The organism is Humiphilus diazotrophicus (genome assembly GCF_059726315.1).
The window spans coordinates 2,723,381-2,748,302 of sequence record NZ_AP040870.1 but is presented as its reverse complement, the minus strand read 5'-3'; the positions used below and the strand labels follow the sequence as shown (position 1 = coordinate 2,748,302).

At 51.6% G+C, this 24,922-nt stretch carries 14 protein-coding genes; 7 read left to right on the top strand and 7 right to left on the bottom strand.

The features are described from left to right. Positions 1-6: 6 nt before the first annotated feature. The 4 genes from AC6I7T_RS12025 to bglX all read left to right on the top strand — a co-directional run bounded on the left by AC6I7T_RS12025 (position 7) and on the right by bglX (position 7,364). The gene (locus AC6I7T_RS12025; protein ID WP_497793686.1) at positions 7-1,626 is read left to right on the top strand and encodes a sulfatase family protein; all 1,620 of its coding nucleotides are present in this window, start codon (positions 7-9) and stop codon (positions 1,624-1,626) included. 79 nt (positions 1,627-1,705) lie between these two features. After that, on the top strand, positions 1,706-2,626 hold the full coding sequence (locus AC6I7T_RS12020) for an alpha/beta hydrolase family protein (protein WP_497793685.1): 921 nt from the start codon (positions 1,706-1,708) through the stop codon (positions 2,624-2,626). A gap of 502 nt (positions 2,627-3,128) precedes the next feature. Then, positions 3,129-4,853, top strand: a complete 1,725-nt coding sequence (locus AC6I7T_RS12015) for a HAMP domain-containing methyl-accepting chemotaxis protein (RefSeq protein ID WP_497793684.1) — start codon at positions 3,129-3,131, stop codon at positions 4,851-4,853. A 207-nt stretch (positions 4,854-5,060) separates the two neighbouring features. Next, the gene (bglX, locus tag AC6I7T_RS12010) at positions 5,061-7,364 is read left to right on the top strand and encodes a beta-glucosidase BglX (RefSeq protein ID WP_497793683.1); all 2,304 of its coding nucleotides are present in this window, start codon (positions 5,061-5,063) and stop codon (positions 7,362-7,364) included. A 54-nt stretch (positions 7,365-7,418) separates the two neighbouring features. On the opposite strand, the gene AC6I7T_RS12005 is transcribed toward bglX, so the two are convergent. The 4 genes from AC6I7T_RS12005 to AC6I7T_RS11990 all read right to left on the bottom strand — a co-directional run bounded on the left by AC6I7T_RS12005 (position 7,419) and on the right by AC6I7T_RS11990 (position 13,862). Beyond that, on the bottom strand, positions 7,419-7,586 hold the full coding sequence (locus tag AC6I7T_RS12005; protein WP_497794596.1) for an AraC family transcriptional regulator N-terminal domain-containing protein: 168 nt from the start codon (positions 7,584-7,586) through the stop codon (positions 7,419-7,421). Positions 7,587-7,635: 49 nt separating this feature from the next. After that, positions 7,636-9,060, bottom strand: a complete 1,425-nt coding sequence (locus AC6I7T_RS12000) for a DUF3863 domain-containing protein (protein ID WP_497793682.1) — start codon at positions 9,058-9,060, stop codon at positions 7,636-7,638. Between the two features lie 129 nt (positions 9,061-9,189). Beyond that, positions 9,190-12,834 (bottom strand): TonB-dependent receptor, encoded by a 3,645-nt coding sequence (locus AC6I7T_RS11995; RefSeq protein ID WP_497793681.1) that lies wholly within the window; start codon positions 12,832-12,834, stop codon positions 9,190-9,192. Between the two features lie 83 nt (positions 12,835-12,917). Continuing rightward, positions 12,918-13,862 carry a metallophosphoesterase family protein gene (locus AC6I7T_RS11990; protein ID WP_497793680.1) on the bottom strand — a complete coding sequence of 315 codons (945 nt, stop codon included), beginning with the start codon at positions 13,860-13,862 and terminating at the stop codon, positions 12,918-12,920. A 270-nt stretch (positions 13,863-14,132) separates the two neighbouring features. Between AC6I7T_RS11990 and AC6I7T_RS11985 the strand changes: the two genes are divergently transcribed. Beyond that, on the top strand, positions 14,133-16,418 hold the full coding sequence (locus tag AC6I7T_RS11985) for a winged helix-turn-helix domain-containing protein (protein ID WP_497793679.1): 2,286 nt from the start codon (positions 14,133-14,135) through the stop codon (positions 16,416-16,418). A gap of 417 nt (positions 16,419-16,835) precedes the next feature. Here AC6I7T_RS11985 and AC6I7T_RS11980 read toward each other — a convergent pair whose 3' ends face one another. Beyond that, the gene (locus tag AC6I7T_RS11980; RefSeq protein WP_497794662.1) at positions 16,836-17,132 is read right to left on the bottom strand and encodes a hypothetical protein; all 297 of its coding nucleotides are present in this window, start codon (positions 17,130-17,132) and stop codon (positions 16,836-16,838) included. Here AC6I7T_RS11980 and AC6I7T_RS11975 point away from each other — a divergent pair. Beyond that, positions 17,122-17,319 carry a CPXCG motif-containing cysteine-rich protein gene (locus AC6I7T_RS11975; RefSeq protein WP_497793678.1) on the top strand — a complete coding sequence of 66 codons (198 nt, stop codon included), beginning with the start codon at positions 17,122-17,124 and terminating at the stop codon, positions 17,317-17,319. The genes AC6I7T_RS11980 and AC6I7T_RS11975 overlap by 11 nt on opposite strands. Positions 17,320-17,576: 257 nt before the next feature. On the opposite strand, the gene AC6I7T_RS11970 is transcribed toward AC6I7T_RS11975, so the two are convergent. After that, a complete protein-coding gene (locus AC6I7T_RS11970; RefSeq protein WP_497793676.1) occupies positions 17,577-17,768 on the bottom strand; it encodes a hypothetical protein in 192 nt (63 codons plus the stop codon). A 351-nt stretch (positions 17,769-18,119) separates the two neighbouring features. Then, positions 18,120-20,327, bottom strand: coding sequence for a glycoside hydrolase family 3 C-terminal domain-containing protein (locus AC6I7T_RS11965; RefSeq protein ID WP_497793675.1), 2,208 nt, complete (start codon positions 20,325-20,327; stop codon positions 18,120-18,122). Positions 20,328-21,102: 775 nt separating this feature from the next. Here AC6I7T_RS11965 and AC6I7T_RS11960 point away from each other — a divergent pair. After that, on the top strand, positions 21,103-24,888 hold the full coding sequence (locus AC6I7T_RS11960; RefSeq protein WP_497793673.1) for a TonB-dependent receptor: 3,786 nt from the start codon (positions 21,103-21,105) through the stop codon (positions 24,886-24,888). The last annotated feature ends 34 nt before the right edge of the window (positions 24,889-24,922 follow it).

Sequence of the window (24,922 nt, the reverse complement as noted above, 5' to 3'; positions counted from 1 at the left end):
GACAACATGAATAATCAATTTAATCGTAGAGATTTTTTGAGTCTTTCCAGTACAGGAGTTCTGGGTGGGTTGGCGGCAGCGAGCGGTATGCCTGGTACGTCAGCGGCTGGCGAGGAAGTTCAGACCAAATCGGTGAGATCGCCGTCTGCATCGCGTCCGAACATAATTTTCTTCATGCCGGATGAAATGCGGGCAGATAGCTTGTCGTGTTACGGAAACCCCATTACGAAAACACCGAACATCGACAAATTAGCGCGCGATGGCGCACGTTTTGCCAACTGTCATGTACAGTTCCCTGTCTGTGGAGCATCTCGGTGCAGTATGTTGACTGGTTGGCCGACGAGCGTTCGCGGTCATCGGAGTCTGTTCTACTTCCTGCGTCCTGAAGAGCCGAATCTTTTTCGTTATCTGCGACAAGCTGGTTACGATGTCTTCTGGTTCGGAAAAAATGATGCACTTGCCGCTGAGTCGTTCTACGACAGTGTGACAGAGTGGAAAGATACTTTAGGGGAGGGGAAGCCCCCTTCTCCAAGCCTAACGCCAGGATCGTATTCGATGCTTTTTGGTCCTTCGGGTGATCGGACTGAGACTTCCGATTACAAGTCGATCATGGAGGCATTTGCAATATTAGATCGAAAGGAAAGCGAGCGCCCGTTTTGCATATTTCTTCCGCTCAATGAACCGCATCCTCCCTATACCGCTCCCGCGGATTTTTATCGTATGTATAACGCTAGTGCGATTCCACCGTTGACTCCCGCTAATCTGCGCGGAAAGCCTGATTTCCATGCAGGGATTCGGGAGCTATATGGACTTTCTAAACTAGATGATGCTACTTTCCGCCAGATACGCGCGGTCTACTATGGGCAGGTCAGCTATAGTGATTGGTTACTTGGCGAGTTGCTCGAGAAGCTTGAGAAGACAGGACGTGCTAAGGATACGGCTGTATTCTTAATGTCGGATCACGGAGACTATGCGGGCGATTACGGACTAATTGAAAAATGGCCTAGCGGTCTTGAGGATTGTCTCACTCATGTGCCTCTGGTGGTTCGGACACCCGGTGGCAGACCTGGCGTCGTTTCCGAAGATATGGTTGAACTGTACGATATTATGCAAACCTCTTTGGATCTTGCTGAGACTCGCGCGAATCATACTCATTTCTCACGGAGCCTGATTCCGCAACTGCAAGGTGGCCCGGGCGACGCGGAGCGCGCTGCGTTTGCGGAGGGTGGATATAACATTTACGAACCCCAGTGCTTCGAGCCTATGGCGATCGTACGTGGTCCTTATGTAGGTAAGATAAGACTACAGAACGAGCGTCCAGAAAGCGTGTCGCGAAGTGCGATGGTGAGAACAAGAACGCACAAGTTAATCCGGCGGCCTCAGGGGCAGAGTGAGCTATATGATCTTGGCAAAGATCCGGGAGAGTGTACCAACCTGTACGGGGATAAGTCGCTTTCGATTGTCCAGCAACAATTGGAATCAAAGTTACTAGATCACTATCTCAACACTTCGGGAATTGCACCAAGGGATAAGGATCCGCGGAACTGCCCGCCATATTATCCGACGCGTTCCAATCTTACAAGGGAACATTGGCAAAGTCGGATTTTGGACGGCTCCAATCGTTAACACGTTTTGAATAGAAGACGATTGCCGGGATTTGCGCTTAAGGAACAAAGACAATGAGAAAAATGATCTCGGACGCAGAATGGATAAGGATATGGCTGTGAATGGTCTTAGGTTTGCAATTCTCGTGCTTCTGACTACGATAGGTGTGATTCCTGCTTGTGCTCAAGAAACATTGAATGACAAGATCGCAAAGCATGCGCCTGTGCCGTCATTGGCTCCGGGACAAATGCCCGGCAATGTAATTGAATACGGCAGCCGAGGTCTTCACCTAAAGGGAATTCTCTATCTCCCCCAGGGTAAAGGGCCTTTTCCTGTTGTTCTGTTCAACCACGGTGCTGATAAGGACCCCAATTCACAACCGGAACTTGCTCGCTTCTACGGAGAACACGGATTCGCATTTTTCCTTCCTTACCGACCAGGGCATGGAGGAAACCCAGGCAAAACTGTTGACGAATTGTTGAGTCCCGCCAAGGCGGAGAATACCTCCGATATGGCTGGAGATGAAAAATTTGTCAGATTGCTAGCCGATGAAAATGCAGACGTCATTTCGGCGGTAGCATGGCTTCGCACGAACAAATCGATTGATAGCACGAAGATCTTTATGTCCGGCATCTCTTATGGCAGCCTGCAGACGCTGATCTCTGCAGAGACAGTTCCCGGACTCCGCGGTTGCATTGTCTTCTCAGGGGGGGCCAGACTGTGGAGCAATTCGATACTCCAGAGGCGCTTAATACAAGCGGTACATGCAGCAGTGAGTCCGATTTTCCTGATCGAAGCTGCAAATGATTATAGTACCGGTCCTTTGGAAGGGCTTGGCCCCTTATTGAAACAGAAGGGAGAGCCTAATTTTTCAAAACTCTATCCCAATTTTGGAGATCCAGGAAATGTACGGATGGGGCACATCGCATTCTCGACATGGGACCTTGGAACTCAAATTTGGGGTGCAGATGTAATGGCTTTCATGAATGCAGCGCAGAAAGAAGAAATTAACAAGAGATGATTTAGTCTTGCTCAAGTTCGTTCGTACGTGATACTAGACCCTTGGTATGAAGCTGGAGAACATAAGGAAAGACACATCTTTATGAAGTTCGTCAGTCTGCGTTATTTGCTTCCGTAAAAAACTTTCCCTCTTTGGAACACTATTCAACTTCATGCGACATGGTAAAGACGGTTAGGCGTAACGGCCAAATCAGCTGGGCTGCGTAGGAGAACAGTTGTGTCTAGCCACTGGAATATAGCTTGCCAATGGGTGTCTGCCTGAAGGTTGGAGGATTTAGGTAAAGTACATCTCCCTTTGGGGAAAGCTTGGAGCGTTGCTGGTGCTTCAAAAGATTGAGCATCAGCCCATTTCCAGAAGATCAAAGCTCAGATGCTATGTAAGTTTCCGTTATATACCTGGACTGGATTTGTTGTCATACGTACTATAAGTGCGTTTTTCTGGAGATTAGTTGACTGCTCGGTAGTGATTCTCTGCCGAAGTCTGTTTTGAGAGAAGAGATGTGATGAAACGAGTCAGAGATCTGCCGATCGCACAAAAATTTACATTTGCATTTGGGATTGTGTCGGTCCTTTGTGTCGCCGTTGGGGTTTATTCCTTTTTTACCTTTCAGGGGATTGCAAATAACGCGGTAGACATCAGCGACAATAAAATGCCCGCGATGTCACTCCTGGAAAACCTGCACATCAGTATTGATCGCATGGCGCGTTGGGATCTGGTCATGGTGCTCTGTAATGACCAGGACTGTATAAAGGACACTATAAAAATGCGTCAGAGGGCAATAGATTCCTATTGGTCGGGAATCAAGGCCTATGAACCGCTAATCCGGGCTAAAGAAGAAAGAGAATCTTACGAAAAGGTCCGTTTCTGGACAGACAAGTACCTGGAAGTTAGTGAACGCGGCCTCCAGCTTGTAATGCAGGGGAAAAATACCGAAGCGACTCAGCTTCTTAGTGCGAACTCTACACTGCTTTTAATCAGACATGCTCTTGACGAGGCAAGGGTCAATTCCGATTTGGTTTCGAACGGGGGCATCGGAAGTACACAAAAAGAACGCAAGGATACCCTCCGCGCTGTCTGGGTAACGCAAATAATTACTCTGTGTACTCTTATCCTTTGCATCGTCGTTGGATGGACGCTCAGCCAGTTCATTACCAGGCCTGTGTTGGAGGCGACAGTCGCTATGCAGAGTCTGGCAAAAAAAGACCTGACTACCAAAGTGGAAATATATAGCGAAGATGAGATCGGTAGTCTTTCCCTCGCCATTCGCACAAGTATAGAGTCAATGCGCCAAGTCCTGCTGACAATCTCGCAGGGATCCGAAACGCTTTCTGCTGCAGTCGAGGAGCTTCGGCATCATTCTGCGGGAGCGAAAGAGAATACAGAAATCGAGGAGTCGAGGGCCAGTCAGATCGCGGTGGCGACACAGCAGATGACAGCAACGATCAGTGAAATCAGTGCGAACTCGGGAGAGGCTTCCCGCTCTAGTCGGGCCTCCTGTGAACTGGCCACGAAGGGTGGTTCCGAAATGGACCAAACGGTTGCCATTATGGAGCAAATTGCCAAAGTAATGATCGATGTGACATCAAAGATGAGCGCACTTGCTCAAAAATCAAAAGAAATCGGCATAGTTGTTCATGTGATTCGTGAGATTAGCAATCAGACGAATCTTCTTGCCTTGAATGCTGCAATTGAAGCCTCTCGCGCAGGAGAAAACGGCCGGGGTTTTGCGGTAGTGGCTGGAGAGGTTCGCCAATTGGCGGAACGCACTAAAAGCGCGACAGAAGGTATCGAGAAAACCATACTAAGTATTCAACAGGAGACTGTTACCACTATCGATCTCGTAGCGGATAGCAAGAACACAGTCGATTCCGCTTCAGAAATGGTTTCAAGAGCCCGCCGGAGTCTCGAAGAGATAATTCGGTCGTCTAAGGATGTTGATCATCAGGTCCAGATGATTGCTTCTGCTGCTACAGAACAAGCCGCTGCATCACAGGAAATTGCTTCCTCTGCTTCCGAAATCTCCAGCCTTTCAACCGCAAGCAAGGCCTCATCCGAGAAGATCGTAACTGAAAGTGCGACTCTCTCAAAGTTGGCCCAACAGCTATATGCTGTGCTGGGAGAATTTCACCTGGAGAACATTGATCGCACTTCAGAGGGGTGGTTCGAAGAGGTTGGCATCGTGGGGAAGAAAGATCTTCCGAGGGAGCGATTGCTCGAAAACGTCTAGCGGCGCAATTATTCAATACCGTTTGTGATTTGGGGGCACAATGGGAACCTCGACTCCAGAAGCTTAAAGCTGAAGCGGTGTAAGTACATTTGTCGAGAGTTGAGAGTTGAGCTTCACCTACAGCGGGCACTGCCTTCAAGTGTCAAATCATTTCACTCGCTGAAGGAAAAAGATTGAAGGGGTACTAATTCCCCTCAGGAGATAGGCGTGAACTGTGAAAGTGCTAGCAAGCTATTTTGTGGTTTCTTTATTTCAGCTGTGCTTCTATGTGTTGCACCGAAGGTAGTCCTTGGGCAATCGGAAACATCTTCGCCACTCAGTGATGCACAGATAAGAGCGCGGGTTGACGCGCTCCTTGAGAAGATGACCCCTGAAGAGAAGGCTGGGCAGCTTATCAAAATTAATGGTCAAGCCGCTGGTGGGCCTGGTCTGGATGATGCCATTAAGGCTGGACATGTAGGTTCAGTAGCTCACGTTAGGAAGCCTGACATCATAAATAGATATCAGAAATTGGCCATAGAGCAATCCAGGCTCAAGATTCCGCTTCTATTTGCCATGGATATGATTCACGGTCAGCGCACGATATTTCCTGTTCCGATTGCCTTTGCAGCAACCTGGGATCCGGAACTCGTCGAATCGGCGACCGCTATCGAAGCGCGGGAGGCCCGGGCCGTCGGTCTGACATGGACATTTGCTCCGATGTTGGATATTTCTCGAGACCCGAGGTGGGGACGAGTTGTTGAGGGTCCCGGTGAGGATCCCTATTTGGCAAGTGCGATAGCCCGGGCCGAAGTTCGAGGGTTGCAAGGTCCTCAGATCGGCAGCAGCGGCCATATCCTTGCTGGACCAAAACATTTCGCTGCCTACGGGGCTGTGATCGGAGGTCGTGACTATGCAGAAGTCAATGTTTCCGACAGCGATCTATGGAACATATATCTGCCTCCGTTCGAGGCTGCAATCAAGAGTGGTGCCGGCAACGTCATGACGGCTTACATGCCGCTCAACGGAGTACCCTGCGCTGCGAATAGTTGGCTGATAAAGGATGTTTTACGAAAGCAGTGGGGGTTCAAAGGATTCACAGTATCGGATGCCAACAATATTAATGCATTGGTCAACATGGCCTTCGCAAGTGATCCCACAGATGCAGCGATAAGAGCATTGAAGGCCGGTGAGGACATGGAGTCGGGTTTCATTAAGCCGGCATACGAAACCCTTCCGGGCGCTCTGGCTTCTGGCAAGCTTGATGTCGCGGATTTGAACGAGGCAGTTCGCCATGTGTTGGAAGTAAAGATGCGCTTGGGGCTCTTCGAGCACCCTTATGTGGATGAAAGCAAAGTAGAAACAGAGCTGTCCGATCCGGCCAGTCGAGTAAAAGCGCGGATAGCGGCGGAGAGTTCCGTGGTTTTGCTGCGCAACGAAGGTCACCTGCTGCCTCTGCATAGCGATATGGTCAAGTCCATAGCTGTAATCGGGCCGCTTGCCGATTCGAAGGCAGACATCCTTGGGCCATGGGCCTTCGACGAAAAGCTGGATGAAACGGTGACTATCCTTGAAGGTTTGCGTGCGCGGACCGGTCAAAAGATTAAGGTGGAGTTCGCGCCTGGGGTGCAGATGCCCGCGAGGAAATTTGCGTCGTTCTTCGATCGCCTTACGGGTTACAAACTTCCTCAACAGGCTAACTTTGATTCAACCGTGGAAATGAGCCGTGCTATTGCTCTGGCCTCGCACAGCGATGTGACGGTATTAGTGCTGGGGGAGAGCCAGAACATGAATGGGGAAGTTGCCTCGAGCTCCAGCCTGGCACTTCCAGGCGATCAGCAGGCTCTGCTTGAGGCTGTTGTGGCCACCGGAAAGCCAGTTGTGCTCTTACTTATGACAGGACGTCCCCTCGAAATCCAATGGGCTTCGACACATGTTCCTGCCATCATGGATATCTGGTATCCGGGAACAAAAGGAGGAGAGGCTATCGCGAATCTTCTGTTTGGGGATACCACACCGAGTGGTAAATTGCCGTTTACCTGGGTGCGGGACGTAGGACAAGTTCCGTTTCCTTATGACTTTCGCGAATCGCATCAACCAAGCACGGACGACAAGCGTTATTTTAATGAAGAAAGCACTCCACTGTTTCCGTTCGGATATGGCAAAAGCTACACGAGCTTCACTTTTGATAATCTTCGCCTAAGGCAATCGTCTATAGCTGCGGGCGGAACTGTATCTGTGTCTGTGGATGTTCGCAATAATGGCGGGATTAAGGGTGAAGAGACTGCACAACTCTACATCCACCAACGATACGGTTCGGCGGCGCGCCCTCGTAGAGAACTAAAAGGTTTCCAGAAGGTTATGCTCCTTCCCGGAGATTCAAAAACGGTTACATTTGAGCTTGGTCCATCTCAGCTCCGTTACTGGAGTACCGCGACGAAATCATTTGTATTGGAGCCTTCGACTTATGACGTGTGGGTCGGAGAAGACAGCACCGCCACACTGACACAGGTTTTGGAAGTTAAACCTTAAGAGCAGATGAGCCATGGATAACGGTAATTCACCTGATGTGCAGCGACGATTCCGTCATGAAGGCAATGGCTCCCTCTTGTTCTCGTCCTCGTCGAGCAGCTTGAGCAGTCGAAAACAAGGGTCAAGTAATTCCTCGGTGACCTCTCCGATTGCGATTGCGCGATCTCGCGCTGATGCTTGAGTATCGTGGAATCGCCCTTGTGCGAGGATGTCGCGCACCATCGCCACATATCATCTGTGAAGACTCGTTGTTTTAGAAAGAGCTGCTAGCCTAGACCCTTCGATTGCGCAACTCAGGCAAAACGCCGTAGATAAACTCTAGATCATTCTCAGCCAGTTCAGTGAGTAATACCGGAGAGTCTTGCGGTCGAAGGCCCTTTTGGTTGATGCGATTAATCAAGCTCCAGTTCTTAGCCGGATGCTGTGGGTCGGGATCGGACGGTTCCTGAGCAGACAGATCGTACCGAGTCAAATCAATCACTCGCTGGGGAGTCCTTCGATGCCAATCGCGCAGCAGCGCCAGCCTTAGATTGCGGTTCATGAACCATTCGATTTCGAGATTGTTATACGAATCCCCAAGACCGCAGCCGCGCTCACAAAAGCTCACGTTCCAATCCTGGTTGGTCTTGTTTTCGTTTCTCCAGATCGATCCAAACTCCCCGAAGGATATAAAGTGTGTCTCCGGCCACCGGCGCTTGGTGTCGGAGACCCACCGGTCCAGTGCCGAGCAGATCAGGTTCTGGCCAAACTCGTGTACCATCTGGGCCTCCCAGATATTGGTCACCCAACCGAAGCGGTTGCGTTCAAACCCGTCGTCAAAGTGAATCGACTGCGTGTGCATCACCTCGCGGTGGCCCAGGTCGAGCCCCCATCCGACATAGGTTTCAATCGGGCCAACGCCGCGGCGGCTGTTATAGCCCGTGATTTCATGTCCCAACGCGCCGCTTCTGCGCGCACATAGAAAATCCATGGTCCAGCCGTCCAGGTTCACGCAATCGATGAAATCAGGCTCCGTCTGCGCCGGTTTGCAAAAGTGCTCACGGGACGGGTAGAAGGGGTAGGAAGGCGAGCCGTCCGCACCTCCACCATCGATGTCATGCTGGCTCCAGATCACTGCATGCGCGGCGTGAATGTCTTCCTTCTCAGCCAAGTACTGAAGGCTATTTGCAGACAAAAAGCCTCCCATGATCGCCTGCGGCCTGTATCCATCGCCGACGAAGTGCGAAATGATTTCAATGGCCTCTGTCATCTCGCGGTTTACGCGCTCGCGAGGCAGGTACATGGCCGGAAAATATCCCGGAAAATACGAGATCTCGTCGCCAAATTTCTTTTGGCATTCCACGGCGTAATCGCGGATCTGGCAATAATTACGTCGCTTATCTTCCAGGGCATTCAGCGTGAATCCCCAGGTGAGTCTTCCCTCGGAATTGGAACGCGCAAACGCAGCGCGCATCGCCTGCACGCCCTCCAGGGTATGCCATGTCGATTCGTCACGCGGATGCAGCTTTACATCGCGCGAAACCTCCCACGGCGTAGTGCGAATCATGATGCAAAGGGTTACAAACCGATGGCCATACAACTTGTGCGCCGGCGAAGACTTGACGAGGCCATTGCCCGCCGGATGAATCAGCGGCGAACCCGCCAGCAATCCGGCTCCGCTCGCTACTGAAGCAGCTATAAATGTGCGTCGATTCATTGTTTTGTTCTTCTGTTTTTGGATTGCAAACAATACTCATTTATAAAGCGACGCCACGAATAGTGTCGGGGCGTCGCTGAATTAAGTCGAATTTCTTCCATCCCGCCAATTTCGAGCAGGCCAAAAGTGTTAGAAGTTGAGCTTAAAGAAGACCTGCCCTTGACGGGGAGTGTTCTTCTGGCAAGGATTGCTTCCACCTTTTCCGTTCGGTTGGACCAGTCCGAAGGAGTTGGCTCCATCTGAAACTGAGTTGTCCGGGGAACAAACCTGCATACGATTCAAAAGATTGAAGAACTCCATGCGCAGTTCCGCGGTTACGTGTTCGCCCACAAAGAAGTGCTTGGCTAGACCAACGTTCTCGTTGGAGTTGAAGGGTGTACGGAGATCCGAGACATTGCGCGGCGAGTCTCCTCCCGCAAAACCAGGATCGGAGAAGGCTGCGGTGTTGAAGACCGGCTTGCCCTTGTAATAATTGTCATAGTTCACGTGGAGAGGAACAGAGCGATCGTAGTTAGCTCGGTTGAAGCCATTCAGGAACGGATCGCCCGCTGCGTAGACAGTCAGAGGCGTACCACTGGCATACTGGAAAGTACCGCTCAACTGCCAGCCTCCCAGAATGTTCCTGGCCAGCAACCCGCCTCCGTTCAGGTACGATTTGCCAGGGCCGATCGGCAATTCGTAAACAACCGCCATGTTGAGCATGTGCCGCTGGTCGTTGTTGGCAACCGTCCACTCCGACTTCTGATCGAAGCCATTGAGCGATCCATAGTTGACGTACGCCGATCCTTCGTCGGTGTTGGACATCGACTTGGACAGGGTGTAATTGGCCAGCACGCTGTAGCCTTGCGAGAACCGCTTTTGCAGCGAAGCCTGCAAGGCGTTATAGATGGCCGTACCGTTCATGTCGAATGTATTGGTCAAACCGCCTGCTGACTCGCTGGGGTTATACATCGGATGGGGCAGCAGCGCCTGAGCAAGTCCTGCATTCGCCCCGTAGTCCTTCATGAAGTTGCAGTATGGAGCATAAAGACCGGCGCTAGCTGTATCTCCAGGACAGATAGCAAATCCCACCATTTTAAGGGCAGCTTGCGAGACCGATGAGGTCCAGGCATTGTTTGGTGAATTGGGAGACATAGGACAATTCGGATCGTTCGGATTGCCGCTGGAACAAAATTGCTTGAGATATTTAGGATTGGTCTGGTTGAGAGGATTAACCATCGCTGCCAGATGCACATCCTTGGTTCCAACGTAGGAAACCATAAGTAACCAGTTCTGCGGCAATTCGCGTTCGATACCGAAGTTCCAACTCTCAGAGTAGGGGTAATGACCGGGGTTCTTTCCGAACTGACGCAGGACGCCGGTGGCATTGAACTTGGTCGAGTTGAAGGCGGTCTGCTGAGGAGCCGCCAGAGGATTGCTGTCCCACTGCCCGTAGCCCGGAATGTTGGAGTTGTTGGAGTTGACGTTGATCATGCCATTCAGCATCTGAGTGTATTGTTTGGCAATCACGTTGGCACCATACTCGTAGGGGCCGCCGTCCAGATAGTTCCAACTGAAACCGGTGAGGATTGAGGTCTTGTTGTTCATCTGGTAAGCCAGTCCGAGCCGTGGACCGAAGTGCCGGAAGTGTAGGTTGGCGCGGTCATAGCCGGAGACGCCAAGCTTGTTGGCGGCACCCATCAGGGTTTTGCCATCTCCGGTCACCGCGCCTGAATTGGCTATCGTCGGGTCAAAGTAGACTACGTTGTTGTGTTCCTCGCTGAACGGAACCATCAGGTTCCAGCGCAATCCCGCATTTAAGGTCAGGCGCGAGGTGAGTTTGATGTCATCCTGAATATAGGGAGCCAGATAGAGGTTGCGCAACCGCGCATCGGATGCATACTGGCGATTGGCCGAGTCCACGTCGCCAAGCAGGAAACTGGCGAAAGCGTTGCCTGTCGAAGAGGTGTGGGCCGGATCTGCGGTGGTGCGATTGCTGAAGGTGAACACACCGTCGCAGGAGTTGGAGCACTCCTGATCCTCCTGGTAGGTACGGCGAATCTCCCAGCCTATGTTCAAGGTGTGGCGGTTGTGGTTCCAGAGCCAGTTGTTGACACCGACCATGCCGAGCTTGTGATTCAGGTCGAAGCCGCCGCCACGTCCCCACCGCGTGAGTCCGTTCGGAAGCCCGTTCTGGTTGAAGTTGATCACCGGCATGGCATCGTCAGAAACCACGGCCCCAAAGTTCAAATTGCGATGCAGATTGGTGCCGTCATTGCGCTCGCGGATCCAATCAAAGCCAGCGGTCATCACCAGGTTTGGGGACATCACGTTAGAATAGGTCACCACCAGACCGCGGCCGCTGCGCGGCAGGTTATACAGAGCGCCAAGTTGATTCGCGAAATGTGCATTACCGCTGCAGCATTGGGTGTTGGACCATTGATTGTCCCAGAAGCTACCATGGAGTTTTTGCGAATCTGTTAGATTGTGGTCGATCGAAAAGCCGACGTTCGTTTGACGGGTGGGCAGTGCGCCGATTTCCGAAGTAGCGTTGTTCGACAGCCCAGGAAGAGTTGGATGAGGAATCAACGGCAGCAGGCCCGCCGAGATCTTGCTGAAGCATGCGGCCGGAATCACGTTGTTCGGCCACGGCTGTCCGGGTGCCGGCGCATTGCAGCCTACCGGAGCCACAAAGCCCTGCGGTACATAAATGGTTTCCGGTGTACTTAATCCAAGCAGCGCGCCGAAGTTGCCGCCAACCATCTCCTGCGTGGGGATTGTCATGGTGGCGGTGTCCTTCTGATTCAAACGGAACCAGTCGGCACTAAAGTGAAAGAATGTCCGATTGGTTCCCCGATAGAGCTTTGGAAACCACACCGGTCCGCCGACGGTGAAGCCGTAGTTGTTCTGGTTGATGCGAGGAGCGCCGAGTTTGGTGCCATCTGATTTGAATCCCGGGTTGGCGCCGGCGGCGTTGAAGAGGGTATTGCGCACGACTTCAAAACCATCGCCGTGAAACTTGTTGGTGCCGGAAGCAAACTGGTACGAGGCCACGCCCTGGGCAAGGCCGTACTGCGCGCTGAAGTTTGAAGTAAGGACCTGAATCTCGCTTACCAGCTCAAAGGGAGGATTGATAAGAGTCTGCACGCCTTGCGATTCGGATTGAGCAACCGGGACGCCGTTGAAGACGACCTCGTTCTGCAAATTGAGGCCGCCGTTGATGCGATGATTCGATTCGCCGCCCTGTACGCCAGCAGCCAGATACAGATAGTCGTCAATCTGGCGATCACGTCCGCCATTACCGATAACGATAGGGATTTCATCCACGATCTTCGATTCGATGACTGTACCCAGTTGTGGTTGCGTGCTCTCAATCGATATGCCGGAAGCCGAAAGCTCGACGGTTTCGCTGGTCGCGCCCGGCTTCAGTTCGGCATTGGCCGTAGTGGCACGGGCCACGTCCGCATATACATTGGTGAGCAGCCGCGTTTCAAATCCGTCTTTTTCGATGCGGACTGTATAGATACCCGGAAGAACATCGGCCAGGGTGTAGACACCAATCGCATTTGTGATTGCGTGGCTTACCACGCCCGTGGCATGGTTGGTGGCGCTTACTGCCGCCGCGGGAATTGCGGCGCCCGTGGAGTCGGTAACGGTGCCGGTGATGCTGCTCAGTGTTTGCGCATGGATCAAACAGGGAAGCAAAAAGACAGCCAACAGCGCCAGGCAAGGCCATAATCCCTTACGTATGGCTGTTGTGACATCCTTTAATACGCTGCCGCCAACGATTGTCATAGCAGAACCTTTCGTTTTTCGTTAGAGTGCGCGCCCTCTCGATGAGCGAGCGCAGGCGAATTTATGGTTGCGGGAAAATGCGTTCACGAGCCGGCAGTTTGCTGAGCGGCTGCATTCCATGGGTAGGTAACATAGGTGGTGTGAACCTCCCCCTTCCGTATCTGGCAGAGTGTGTATCCCTCTGAAGAACCGTCTTCCATTGGTCCCTTCCACCAGGAACCCGACACAGCTCCGCCCGTCACGTACTGCACGCCTTGGTATTCCATCCGTTCCCACAAGTGCAGATGACCCTGCAGAACCAGCTTGAGATTGCATCCCGCCAGAAGAGCGTGTACGGCCCAGGAATTGCCCGCATTGGGTGCCGCAAGACTCTTCTGGTCGCGTCCCAGGGATCCCAGGCATGAAGCAATCGGCACATGAGTGACCACCACCACGGGCCTGGTATGTCCCACAGCCTCCAAGTCAGCCTTCAGCCAGCTCAACTGCTCCTCATCGAACTGTCCTTTGAAGATTTTGTAGTACTCGATACCGATAGAATCGAGCACGATGAAATGCCAACCCTTGTGATCAAACGAGTAGTGGAGAGGTCCGAAATTGTCCTGGTAAAGCTTCTTGCCGTACTCCGGTTCGCCGGGCTCTACAGGACTTCTCTGATTCAGGCCGACAACGTCATGATTGCCCACGGTGTGATACACCTTTCCGGCCAACTCTTTTTCAGTCTCCCGGTAGAGCTTGAACAACATGTGCGCCTCATCCAGGCTCTGTTCGCAGATGTCGAACAACTGATCGCCACCGGCAATGCTGAAGTCGGGCCTGGAATGGTTTATCTGGTCAAAGCATCGCGTGCATCCCTTTACTGCATTCAGGTTTGGTCCCAGGTGCACGTCAGTAAAAAACACAAAATCGAAGTCACCTGGAGACGACTTGGCTGGCACGCTTACCTGCGCATCCAGTCCCAGGGTTGCACCCATAAGCTGTCCGGCCCAGGGGAGGGCAAATGTGGATTTCAAAAAAGATCGTCGTTGCATTCGAAACTAACTTCTCCTGATTGACTACCTGGTCTTGTGGGAATATTCGTTGCGTTGGTACCGGCGAAACTCACTACAATAGGTTCGGAATAAGGGAGAATCCTTAACGCCTATAGTGCAAAGGCGGCAGAATGTGAGTCCTAAAGAAGCAGCTAAGTTCTTGTTTGGAAATTCCAAAGACTCTCGGAACAGCACTGACGGGACTCCACCGCTTGTAACGCGATTGTCATATTGCCCGAATACGATCTACATATGGGTGGCAATTGGATTATGCAGAATATGGTCCTGTCACAAGAGCAATTTCCAGAGATCCAAGGTTCCCAAAGAAATTCCAAAGACTCTGATGAAGTCTCCAAAGAGATGCTGGATCAGGATGTTTACGCCTTTGGAGACTACCGGCTGGATCCCCGCGAGCGTCGTCTTTGGCGCGACGGAGTCTCTGTCTCGTTGCCGCCCAAAGCCTTCGATCTGCTTCTCGTACTCGTCGAACATGCAGGGCAATTAGTCGAGAAGGACTACCTTCTCAAGGCCGTCTGGCCCGACAGTTTTGTAGAAGAGGCCAATATCAGTGTGTATGTTTCTGCCATTCGCAAAGTGTTCGCCAAAAGCTCTCCGGAATGCGAGTTCATAGAAACCATACCTAAGTGGGGCTATCGCTTCACCGTTGCGGTAACCAGGCTGCCCTCTTCGCTTACCGATACTGCTTCTGTTGCGCGCGTCGAACCGCAAAGCCAGCAGCGGGTGGTCCCAAACCAGCCAACAAACTTCCACTCGGCAATTGCGCTCACCTCTGCTCGTCCGTATAACATGCTGCGATGGCTTCCGATTGCTCTGTTGATCGCATGCATTTTTGTGATCGGGGTCCTGCTATCAGCAAAATTTTCGCGCCATTCCCAGGGGATTACAGCCCGTACCCGCCCGCTGATTGGATTGCCGGGATTCTTTTCGCAGCCCGCGTTCTCCGCCGATGGCCAAAGGATCGCCTATGCCTGGCGCTCTAGCTCCGATCCCTACCAGAGCATCTATATACAGGGCGTCAGCACCGATGACCGTATACGATTGACCGATACCGGCGGTGACGACTTCTCTCCCGCATGGTCTCCCAAAAATCCGGAGATCGCTTTTCTGCATCCCGCAGGCAACGATCTGGAAATCATTATCGTCAACACGCAAACCCCGGCGATCAGACGCAGGCTCACCACTATCCGCGGCATAGGGACTTCGTTCCGGATTCCGCCGCCACTGACTTGGTCTCCCGATAACCGCGTTCTGCTCACCACTGACTCGGATAGGCCGGGTGATAGCCCATCGCTCACTCTGATATCCGTCGACTCTGGAAAAAAGCAGGCGTTAACTCACGCTCCCGCCCACATGGTTGATGACGATGGAGCGTTTTCTCCCGACGGAACCATGGTCGCGTTTCGCCGCGTCCTGGGTGACTCCTCCGACGAGGTCTATGTGATTCCCGCCCGTGGCGGCACAGAAAGGCGGCTTGCTTTCGAGGCCGGACCTATCGATGGGCTGGCATGGAGTCCCGACGGACAGAGCATCATACTTTCCTCCGGCCGCGCTACCAGTGTGGGAAATATATGGAGGGTTCCGCTCAATGGTGATCAGGCTATCGCAGTTACAACCCCGCTTGCGCACACTTCCACTCCTGTCGTCTCCGCCGCTGCGCACCGGTTAGCCTATATTAACTCTCCGAACAACGTCAGCATCTGGCGCCTGAACGTCGGCACCTCTAAGGAAGCCGAACAATTCATCTCTTCTAATTTTTTCGATTCCAGCGCCAGATACTCGCCCGATGGAAACTTCATTGCCTTCCGCAGCGATCGCTCCGGAGCCAATGAGATCTGGATTTGCCGCAACAACGGCAACGAACCTCGTCAGGTGACCCACTTCAATGGGCCCATGACAGGCTCTCCGCAGTGGTCACCGGATGGGAAGTTGCTGGCGTTCGACTCCAGAGGCACGGGCCGCGCCGATATCTACACTGTGGATATTGCCAGCGGCACTTCGATGCGCGTCACCAATGGTTTAGCCCAAAATTCCGACAATGTAGTTCCCAACTGGTCCCGCGATGGCAGGTCTATCTACTTCAGCTCCAACCGCACCGGACAATGGCAGGTGTGGCGCAAATCTCTCGATAGTGGAGCCGAGACACAAATCACCACTGATGGCGGTTTCAACGGAGTTGAATCGGAAGACCGCGCCTGGCTCTATTACGTGTACAACGTGAACAAGGCTAGTCTTTGGCGCCTGTCCCTGAGTAACGGCAAAAGTGAACCGGTGATCGAGGCGCTCGAGCCGGGCATGTGGGGTTCCTGGACCATTGAGAAAAACAAAATTTTCTATATGAAGCGGCGGCACTCGATAGGCGAGCCCGCTGACATCTTCCGCAAAGATCTTGCCACCGGCGCTATCGAAACACTCGGTAAGGTTCAAAACGTGGTCAACGGTGGCATATCCGTTTCTCCCGACAGTCGCTGGATGCTGTTTGCGCAAAACAACGGAAACCGCAGCAGTACCATCATGATCATGGACAACTGGGAGTAGAGATCACTTCGTACTGTCCTCCTCGCTTTGAAAATCCCGCGGAACAAGGACTGTTGCAGCGGGCGTTGACAGTAGGTCAGACAAAGCGCGAGACCTATATAAGAAATAGGGCCTGTCTAGTTGCTCCTAACAGCTTTGACTCAATTACGGAGAATCTCACAGCAGGCGACGGAAAAGTGACGAGTCGCTAGCGAACATGCCTATGCCAATGGGCGCGCCTTTTGTGTCGGTCGATTGATTACTCAATCAAGTCTGCGTGGCTGGCTACGACATTCTTATTGCATCGGCTGCTCGAACAGTTTATCCGCGAACAAGCACGCCATCCGAAAAACACGACGCTTGTATTGGTGGACGGCGTTCATGTCTCGAATCTCTTCTTAACGGAAGTGGAAGAATCGATTCGAGAACCAGCCACATTCAGTCGAGTATCTTCGTGCCCTTCGTCGGCTGGATTAGGAGGTGACGAGCAGGCTCAACGTCATCGGGATATGTGCAATCGGCGACATAATTTCTTCCGGCGCTACGTTGAGTTTTTGGATTGCGGGTACTTGAGCGCCCGAATCCCGGACACCTTAGCGCTATATCGCTGGTTTGGCGCAAGTCGCGTGCAATGTGCTTGCCTGCTCCACAGTACTCTGGGGTATCCCTACGCTGCGAGTTCGGCATCTGAGTGTGTATCAGCATCAAAGCAATCGAATCATCGATGACCACCATGCCTTATACGACAGGATTCCAATGCGCAGGTTGTGGCGAGTGGATTGAAACCGTCGTTGACGAGTCCGGAGGATCCAAGCAGGAATACATTGAAGATTGTCAGGTATGTTGCAAACCGAATTTGCTAACCATCCACTGGGATTCTTCGGCCCAGGAGTTCACAATTTCTGCAGAATTAGAAGGTTGAGTTCAATTCAGTGATTTTCCTCGAAACTCACTAGCGCAGTTCTCAACCCAAAACTCGACAACATTGGAGCTGCTATCAGCGCCGGAATCTTTTGCGCAGTGCCACAGCATAATCCTTTGCCTTCCAGCCAATGACTTCGTTTTGTAGCCCGAGCGTTTTGGGTGCTGCATCAATGGTTATGTCTGCCACAGTAGACTGCCCGAGAGCATGTAGAAGAGCTGAGAGTATGTGCTGATCATTCCTTCGAGCAAGCCCGACTATTGCTTCCTGGCTACATCCTCGAAGGGATCGCTGAGCCTACCCGCCAAAGCATCACGAATATCTGGGGAATCAAGCTTCCCCAGAGTACCAATTCCAAACGTTGCCCAGTTGCGAACATCGTCATCCGCGCCGATCATGAGTTGAAGCAGAGTCTCGGCTGCAACCGGATCATCGGTGAAGCTTTCCAACGCACAGGCCACCCCAATTTTTTAATGGTTTAGGGTGGGACAAGCCCCCATTCACGTGCATCATATGTTGATCTTGAATGGGAGCCTAATATGACGCAATCTTACTTTGATCAAAATTCGCCAATTTGTCCTGAACCGCATTCAGACTATATTCCGACAGCCAGGGGTCCTGCTGAGCTCTGGAATAGTTCTTGGAGCAAGGTTGATTGGTAGCAAACCGACACCTCGGTGTCTGGCTGGCTGAAGGAATTAAGCGGATTGCCATGTGGGCCTGCAAAACCGATCTCAGCTTTTCTTCCATGATTTACTTGGCTGCTTCCGCCATTCGAACAAGATGAACGTCAACAGCCTCTAAGGCTTGTATTCGCTGGAGGTTTCGACTTTCAGAATTGTCTGAACGGGAAGCTTATCGCTAGATCCACCAGCTAGCACACGTATCGACTCTTTTTCGACTTGCCATACATGTCGCCCTGAATCCCAATAAGCCAGATCATGGGGCTTGAGTTCGAACACAACTTCCTTCTCTGTCCCCGGCTTAATGTAAACACGCTCAAAACCTTTGAGTTCGAGTTGCGGACGCTCAACTGACGACCCGAGATGCTGCACATACATCTGTACGACTTCGTCACTGGCACGCGTGCCCGTATTCTTTACCTTTACAGTTACAGAAACCTTGCCATCGGCCTTAATGTTTGGAGCGCTGAGGGTCATAGCTTCATACGAGAACGTAGTGTAACTTAGGCCGTAACCGAATGCGTATAGCGGCTTCTCTTTCGAGTACATATAAGTGCGGCCATGACGGATGTCATAGTCCATCATGGGCAGCAGCTGTGCGTCGCCTGTAGGCCAGGTTTGGTTCAGGCGGCCTGCTGGAGAGTAATCGCCGAAGAGTACATCCGCAAGACCATGGCCTTCTTCTTCGCTGTTGTGGGTTAGGTGCACAATCGCAGGAAGATTCTCCTGGCTCCATTTGATCGCGTACGGGAAGCTTGAGCGAAGTACTTCGATAGTGCGAGGATTGACTGCGAAGATCTTCTTCACTAGCTCCTCTTGCTCAAGGGAGATGGTCTTGCGATCCATGTCTTCCTTGCCATTCGAAGGAGTAGGACATTGATCCCATCCAGCATTGCAAGTAGGATGATTACCCGCCACGACGATGGTCACGTCTGCATTGCGGGCTAAAGCTTGCGCCTCAGCTACGTTAGATCCATCGCTATAGAGAACCCTAGCACCCTTGGCTGCTTCCTTGATGCCTTGCACGATACTTACATAGTACGGGGGCGTACCGCTGTACCAGTCGAGTAGGACTTCATTTGTCCATGGGCCGATCACCGCGATGGTCTTCAGCGTTGAGCTGTCAAACGGGAGCATAGCATTATCGTTCTTTAGCAAGACAATCGATTCCTCGGTTGCTTGTCTCGCCAGTTGCTTACTCGATGGCCGGTCCCAAGGGGGAAGCTCGCCATTGCTTGTGCGTCCGATGTTAGCGTATGGATCAACTCCGGGGGGATCCATCTCTCCGAGACGAAGGTGAAGACGGAGCATATTCTTCAGCGAGGCATCCATGTCTGTCTCAGTTAGTATGCCGTCCTTGAGTGCCTTGCTCAGATCTGCCTGATATTCATCGAGAAAGCGATTGATTCCGGCCTTCACCGCCGCTGCAGAGCCGTGTTCTTTATCGGAGAAGCTCTTGTGATCAGTGATAAGCAGTCCGAGAGCGCCACCGTCGGTACAAATAAGTCCGTCGTTACCCCATTCCTTGATCATGACTTCCCTAAGCACGGGGTGAATCATCATCGGTATGCCGTTCCAAGCGTTATAAGCCGCCATTGCAGCGCGAGAACCACCTTGCTCAAAGCCCATGCGGAAAGGCACGGAGTAGTATTCGCGAAAAAGGCGCTCATCAAAATTCGAAGAAGTGTGGGAGCGTCCGTTCTCGTTTTCGTTAGCGAGAAAGTGCTTCATAAGCGAGGCTGCCTGCCAGTGTCTAGGGTCGGGACCCTGCAATCCGCGAATGAACTCGTTTGACATAGTTCCTACGAGATAGGGATCTTCTCCCATAGATTCTTCAGTGCGTCCCCAACGCGGATCGCGGCTCAGATCGACGTTTGGTGCACGTACGACAATGCCACCAAAATCGAAAATTGGATTCTGATAGTAATAGCGTGCTTCCTCTCCCTCAAGAGCACCGATTTTTCTCATTAGCGAAGGATCCCATGTTTCACCGAGTCCCTTCTCCTGCGGAAAAGTGGTGGTAGGCAGAGGCTGATGCCCGCGAGGGCCCCAGCCGCCTGGGCCTCCGAGCGCGAGGCCATGTAAGCCTTCCGCTTCATCGGAAAAGACAAGATGGAGGCGCGGGATTTTGGGATGACCGTTCATCAGCTCAACTTTTTCTTCCAAGGTCAGGCGCTTCAGCAGATCTGTAATCCGTGCATCGTCGCTTAAGTGGGGATCACGGAATGGATAATCTACCTGTGCGCGGGATGTGAGCTCGTTCGTAACAATCAGCAAAACAAGAATGAAAAGGAAAAACGATTTTTTACAGCAGTTACGCTGCATGATTTACCCCCATTTGTCGGGACTGCGAAGATTAACACAAAAGACAAAATTACGAAGTGCGCTTGATAGAGAATCCGCGACCTATCGTTTGAAATCTTTTACCAGTTACGCTGCGGAGATGCAGCTCTACAGAAACATATTCGGGAGTATAGCGCAGGCACCATAGCGAGAATCAGTTACTTCCTTGCGGTGACCTTCAAAAAGGGTGTTCCTACTACTTTTGGCCGATGGGCATCTTGTGTTTGAACGTTGCTACGCACTAGATCTGCTATTGGAATAGCTCAATTTGTTTGAGAGCCGGATTCTTTTTAGCGAGGTACATTCAGAACTAGCGTACCCTCCGAAAAAATATCTACGACTACTACTTTTGGCAGTGACGAGATGTTCATTCCCGTACGTAAGCTTTGTGTCGTTCAATGACAGTAAACGGTAACTGGCCATTGATCCGAGTTGGAGAGGTTTGCAGTGCTGAGACTTGAGCCCCTGAGTCAGGGAAAGCTTTGGCACTGTATCCATCGTTAGGAGGTGGTCATGCAGCTGATTGCAGGAGACTGTTCGCGAGAACGGATGTTCATTGTCGCTGCAGTCTTGGCCACATCATGCGCTCCAATGCCGGGATCGGTCCCTACTAGCAGCTTCGAGACTTGGTCGTTTACCCAAACCGAAAGGCTAAGCAATCCGCTGCTAGCATCGTCAGTCCTGGATACTGTCTGTCCTGTGCCGGAAACACAATTGAAGGATGCAGGGCCGGAACGTTTATAGGGAGGAAGAAGCTATGAAGTACAACACAGTGAAGGGCGCAAGACAGAGGACAGTAAAGGTGCTTGGGTGCCTGATCGTGTCCATGTTGTGCGTATTCTCCACAGTTGTTTCCTGGTCACAGGCGACGCAACAATTTACCGGACATGTTCTTGATTCCAGCGGGGCTGCAATTCCGTCGGCTCAAGTAATTGTCCACAATCAGGCGACTGGAATAGATACCAAGACAGTTACTACAGCTGATGGCGTGTATACCGTTCCTTATCTATCTCCTGGAAACTACGATATTACGGTTTCCAAGGATGGATTCAAGACGGAAAAGAAAACCGACATTTTGCTCAACATTGCCCAAACGTCAACGATGAATTTCGAGTTGGGCGTTGGATCTGCAAGCGAAGTAGTCACCGTCAACTCAAGCGCCAGTCAGATAGAACTCTCTAAGTCTGATCGCGGTGAGGTCATCGAGGGTGCACGAGTTGCGGAGTTGCCACTAGATGGACGTAACCCATTCAATCTCATTACGCTTAGTCCTGGCACTCACGATTTCTCTAGTTCACAGTATCCGCGACCCTTCGATAATGTGACTGGCAATCAGTATGCAAACGGCTCGCCGCAAGTCAGTCAGACCAACATTGATGGCATCGGCAATGATGCCTCCGATCTGGGAAGGACCGCCTATACCCCCTCCGTCGATGTTATTCAGGAGTTCAAAGTTGTTCTGAATGCCTACGATGCTTCTTATGGGCATTCTGGCGGCTCTTCAGTCGATGTATCACTAAAGTCAGGTGGAAACCAGTTCCATGGAGCTGTTTTCGACTATACCCGTCGGAGCTGGATGGATGCGTACGACTGGCAATCCAAATACAACAACCCTTCTCATCCCGTGAAGGTATCGCACAAGCGTGATCAATTTGGCTTCGAGGCAGATGGGCCGGTTATAATTCCTCGCTTGTACAACGGAAAGAACAAGCTGTTCTTTCTTGCCAGTTACGAGGAAATGAAAGATATTCTTCCGAATCCATCGTACAACGTTTATTCATTGCCAAACCCACAGTGGCTGACCGGTGACTTCAGTACGGCTACATATTGGAATACTACGACGAACAGCCTTCAACCGCTGACGATCTATGATCCACTCACTCCACTGCAAACCGTTGTAGATCCTATTGACGGCAAAACCAAACAGGCACACTCAGCGTTTGCCGGCAACAAGATTCCAAGCGGTCGGATCGATCAGGTTGCCGCAAAGATTCTGTCATATTACAACTCCGTGAAGACTAACGTGGACCCTGGGGCTGGTTATGCTCCCTGGACTAACAACTATGAGAACCTGCAGGTAGAGGACGATCTTTGGCGAAACGCGGTGCTAAAAATCGACTACAGCCCGAATGCCGCTGACAAGTTCTCGTTCCGTTGGGCGGGTCAAGGTCGCTGGATTACGTCCAACTGGAACACGGGCTTTTCCTCAGATAATCCAGCTAATTCAAACGGCAGAGGTGCCCAACCAAAGACCCACACAGGTAGTATTCAGTGGACTCACATTTTCGGTCCTGACCTTTTGCTCAATGTCGGCGCATCCCTCATGACCTACTACAATACGGCTCTAGAAGGAACACGCCAATCACAAAATATGCTGAGTGATCTCGGATTTGCCTCCGGTTACTATAACCAAGTTCAAAATACTCATTACTTTCCAAACATAAATATGAGCGGCCTTCCCAACTCACAAGACTTTGCTTTCTTCGGTCCGAATTGGCTTGGCTATTCCGGCGACAGACATGCTCTCGAATTTCTTCCGACACTGACTTATATACGGGGAGCACATACGATCCGCACAGGATTCAATATCAAATTCAGCCAATGGTTGAATCCAGACGGAGGCAATGCTGATTCCTTCAATTTCAAGACAAATTTCTCCAACCATTATTACAATGCCTCGGACGCCCCTGGGTATTCCAGTGGCATGTCGATTGCCTCGATGCTGCTCGGCTATCCGGACTCTGGTACGGTGAACTTTAATGCTCACCAGTTCTGGTCGCAGCACTACTTCGCTCCCTGGGTGCAGGATGATTGGAAGTTAACAAATAAACTTACATTGAATCTGGGGCTGCGTTGGGACTTCCTTACACCGCAGGTAGAACGCCATAACAAGATGCTCGGAGCGTTCAATGCCACGGTTCTGAACCCTGTTTCATCATCTATACCCGCTGGAACAGTTGCTCTAGGTGCAAGTAAGAATCTCCAGGGAGGTTTGACCTTTGCCGGAGTGAATGGTCAGAGGCGAGGCGCATATGAGACGAACATGCTGAATGTTCAGCCGCGTCTTGGTTTTGCCTATGCGATCAACGGCAGAATGTCGATCCGTGGCGGCATTGGACAAACCTATATGAGCGATACGTCCACGAACGACTCATCGGGTTTCAGTTCGGCGACCAATTATACAAACTCGCTCGATAATGGAGTTACGCCGTATACCGCGTCTACAGGACAGGGTCTCCGCAATCCAATGTCGACGGTTCTTCAACCGACTGGATCCTCTCTTGGTTATCTCCAGAATCTCGGCTCATCATTTTCCGTCTACAATCCTCATTTCCATGTGCCGTCGATCTGGTCCTACAGTTTGAGTTATGAAGTAGGCTTAACGACACATGATGTAGTCAGTGTGGCTTATGTCGGTAATCGGGTTCCAAACAATCCTGTGAACGACGACATCAACCATATTGCACCCCAGTGGAATGCACAGTGCGACGTTGAAAGAGGTGGAAATCGCCATTTGTGCGACGATACTGCTACTGGGCAAATTGCTAACCCATTCCTGAACGTCTCTGCTTTTGCAGGTACCTCGTATTATTCGTCCAACACTCTTTCTAAATCCAACTTCACCCGTCCGTATCCTCAATTCACGGCTATTACGATGAAGGGTGCTACAAACAATGGAAAGAGCTGGTATAACTCTTTTCAGGCGACAGCATCGCATCAATTTGCAAATAGCCTATCTCTGCATGCAACCTACACACATGCGAAGGCCATGACTTCCGGAGATCTGGTGGATACCATTAACCGGGTCGTGTCGCGGCAGGTGAGTACAACAAACGACATCAATCACTCCGTGACATTTTCCGGAGTCGGATACCTGCCTTTTGGCAGAAACCGGCTCCTCTTTTCAAAAGCCAACCGCTGGGTTGATAACCTTATTAATGGCTGGCAACTTAGCCCGCTTTATACCTGGTACAGCGGCTTTGCATGGCGTCCTACGGAAAACTATGCATGGGATATATCTAAGTCTGCGGGACAGTGGGAGACGGCTTCCACTGGTGGACCTGTTACGTCATCAATGGGAATCGGCCGCAAAATTTTGCCTCCCGATGCCACACACAAGTACAGCAGAATTCGTGGTGTGACTCCTTGTGTCGGTTACAGAGATACCGATACGGGTAGCATCATTGCGAGCCCTGCCGCAACCGCAGCTGGATGCTCCAGTATCCAGTTTGTCAAAGCATCAAATGCATATGCCGTAGGGCGGACCAACGTTGATTTTGGTGTCCGCCAGCCCGGCGCATATAGATTCGATTTAGCTGCTTCGAAGAACTTCAAGATTCCTGAAGCGTCTAAATTTTATCTATCGGAGAGCACCAACCTGCAACTCCGCGTCGATCTGCTGAATGCCTTTAACCATCCGGTCTGGGACGAAAGTTACAACAATGATCCCAGTAGCATAGATTTCGGAACCATCGGGAAAGGCCCCAGTGGTCCGACGAACACACCGCGATACCTCCAGGTATCTGCTAAACTCAGCTGGTAATCACAACAGCCCGCTACATCGCTAAAGATGTAGC

What these genes read in the sequence shown, in the direction of transcription:
- AC6I7T_RS11975 (WP_497793678.1), top strand. Translation starts at nt 17,122, where the DNA reads ATGACCACCATGCCTTATACGACAGGATTCCAATGCGCAGGTTGTGGC.
- AC6I7T_RS12020 (WP_497793685.1), top strand. Translation starts at nt 1,706, where the DNA reads ATGGATAAGGATATGGCTGTGAATGGTCTTAGGTTTGCAATTCTCGTG.
- AC6I7T_RS12025 (WP_497793686.1), top strand. Translation starts at nt 7, where the DNA reads ATGAATAATCAATTTAATCGTAGAGATTTTTTGAGTCTTTCCAGTACA.
- AC6I7T_RS12000 (WP_497793682.1), bottom strand. Translation starts at nt 9,060, where the DNA reads ATGAATCGACGCACATTTATAGCTGCTTCAGTAGCGAGCGGAGCCGGA.
- AC6I7T_RS11960 (WP_497793673.1), top strand. Translation starts at nt 21,103, where the DNA reads ATGAAGTACAACACAGTGAAGGGCGCAAGACAGAGGACAGTAAAGGTG.
- AC6I7T_RS11985 (WP_497793679.1), top strand. Translation starts at nt 14,133, where the DNA reads ATGCAGAATATGGTCCTGTCACAAGAGCAATTTCCAGAGATCCAAGGT.
- AC6I7T_RS11990 (WP_497793680.1), bottom strand. Translation starts at nt 13,862, where the DNA reads ATGCAACGACGATCTTTTTTGAAATCCACATTTGCCCTCCCCTGGGCC.
- AC6I7T_RS11980 (WP_497794662.1), bottom strand. Translation starts at nt 17,132, where the DNA reads ATGGTGGTCATCGATGATTCGATTGCTTTGATGCTGATACACACTCAG.
- AC6I7T_RS12005 (WP_497794596.1), bottom strand. Translation starts at nt 7,586, where the DNA reads ATGGTGCGCGACATCCTCGCACAAGGGCGATTCCACGATACTCAAGCA.
- AC6I7T_RS12015 (WP_497793684.1), top strand. Translation starts at nt 3,129, where the DNA reads ATGAAACGAGTCAGAGATCTGCCGATCGCACAAAAATTTACATTTGCA.
- AC6I7T_RS11965 (WP_497793675.1), bottom strand. Translation starts at nt 20,327, where the DNA reads ATGCAGCGTAACTGCTGTAAAAAATCGTTTTTCCTTTTCATTCTTGTT.
- AC6I7T_RS11995 (WP_497793681.1), bottom strand. Translation starts at nt 12,834, where the DNA reads ATGACAATCGTTGGCGGCAGCGTATTAAAGGATGTCACAACAGCCATA.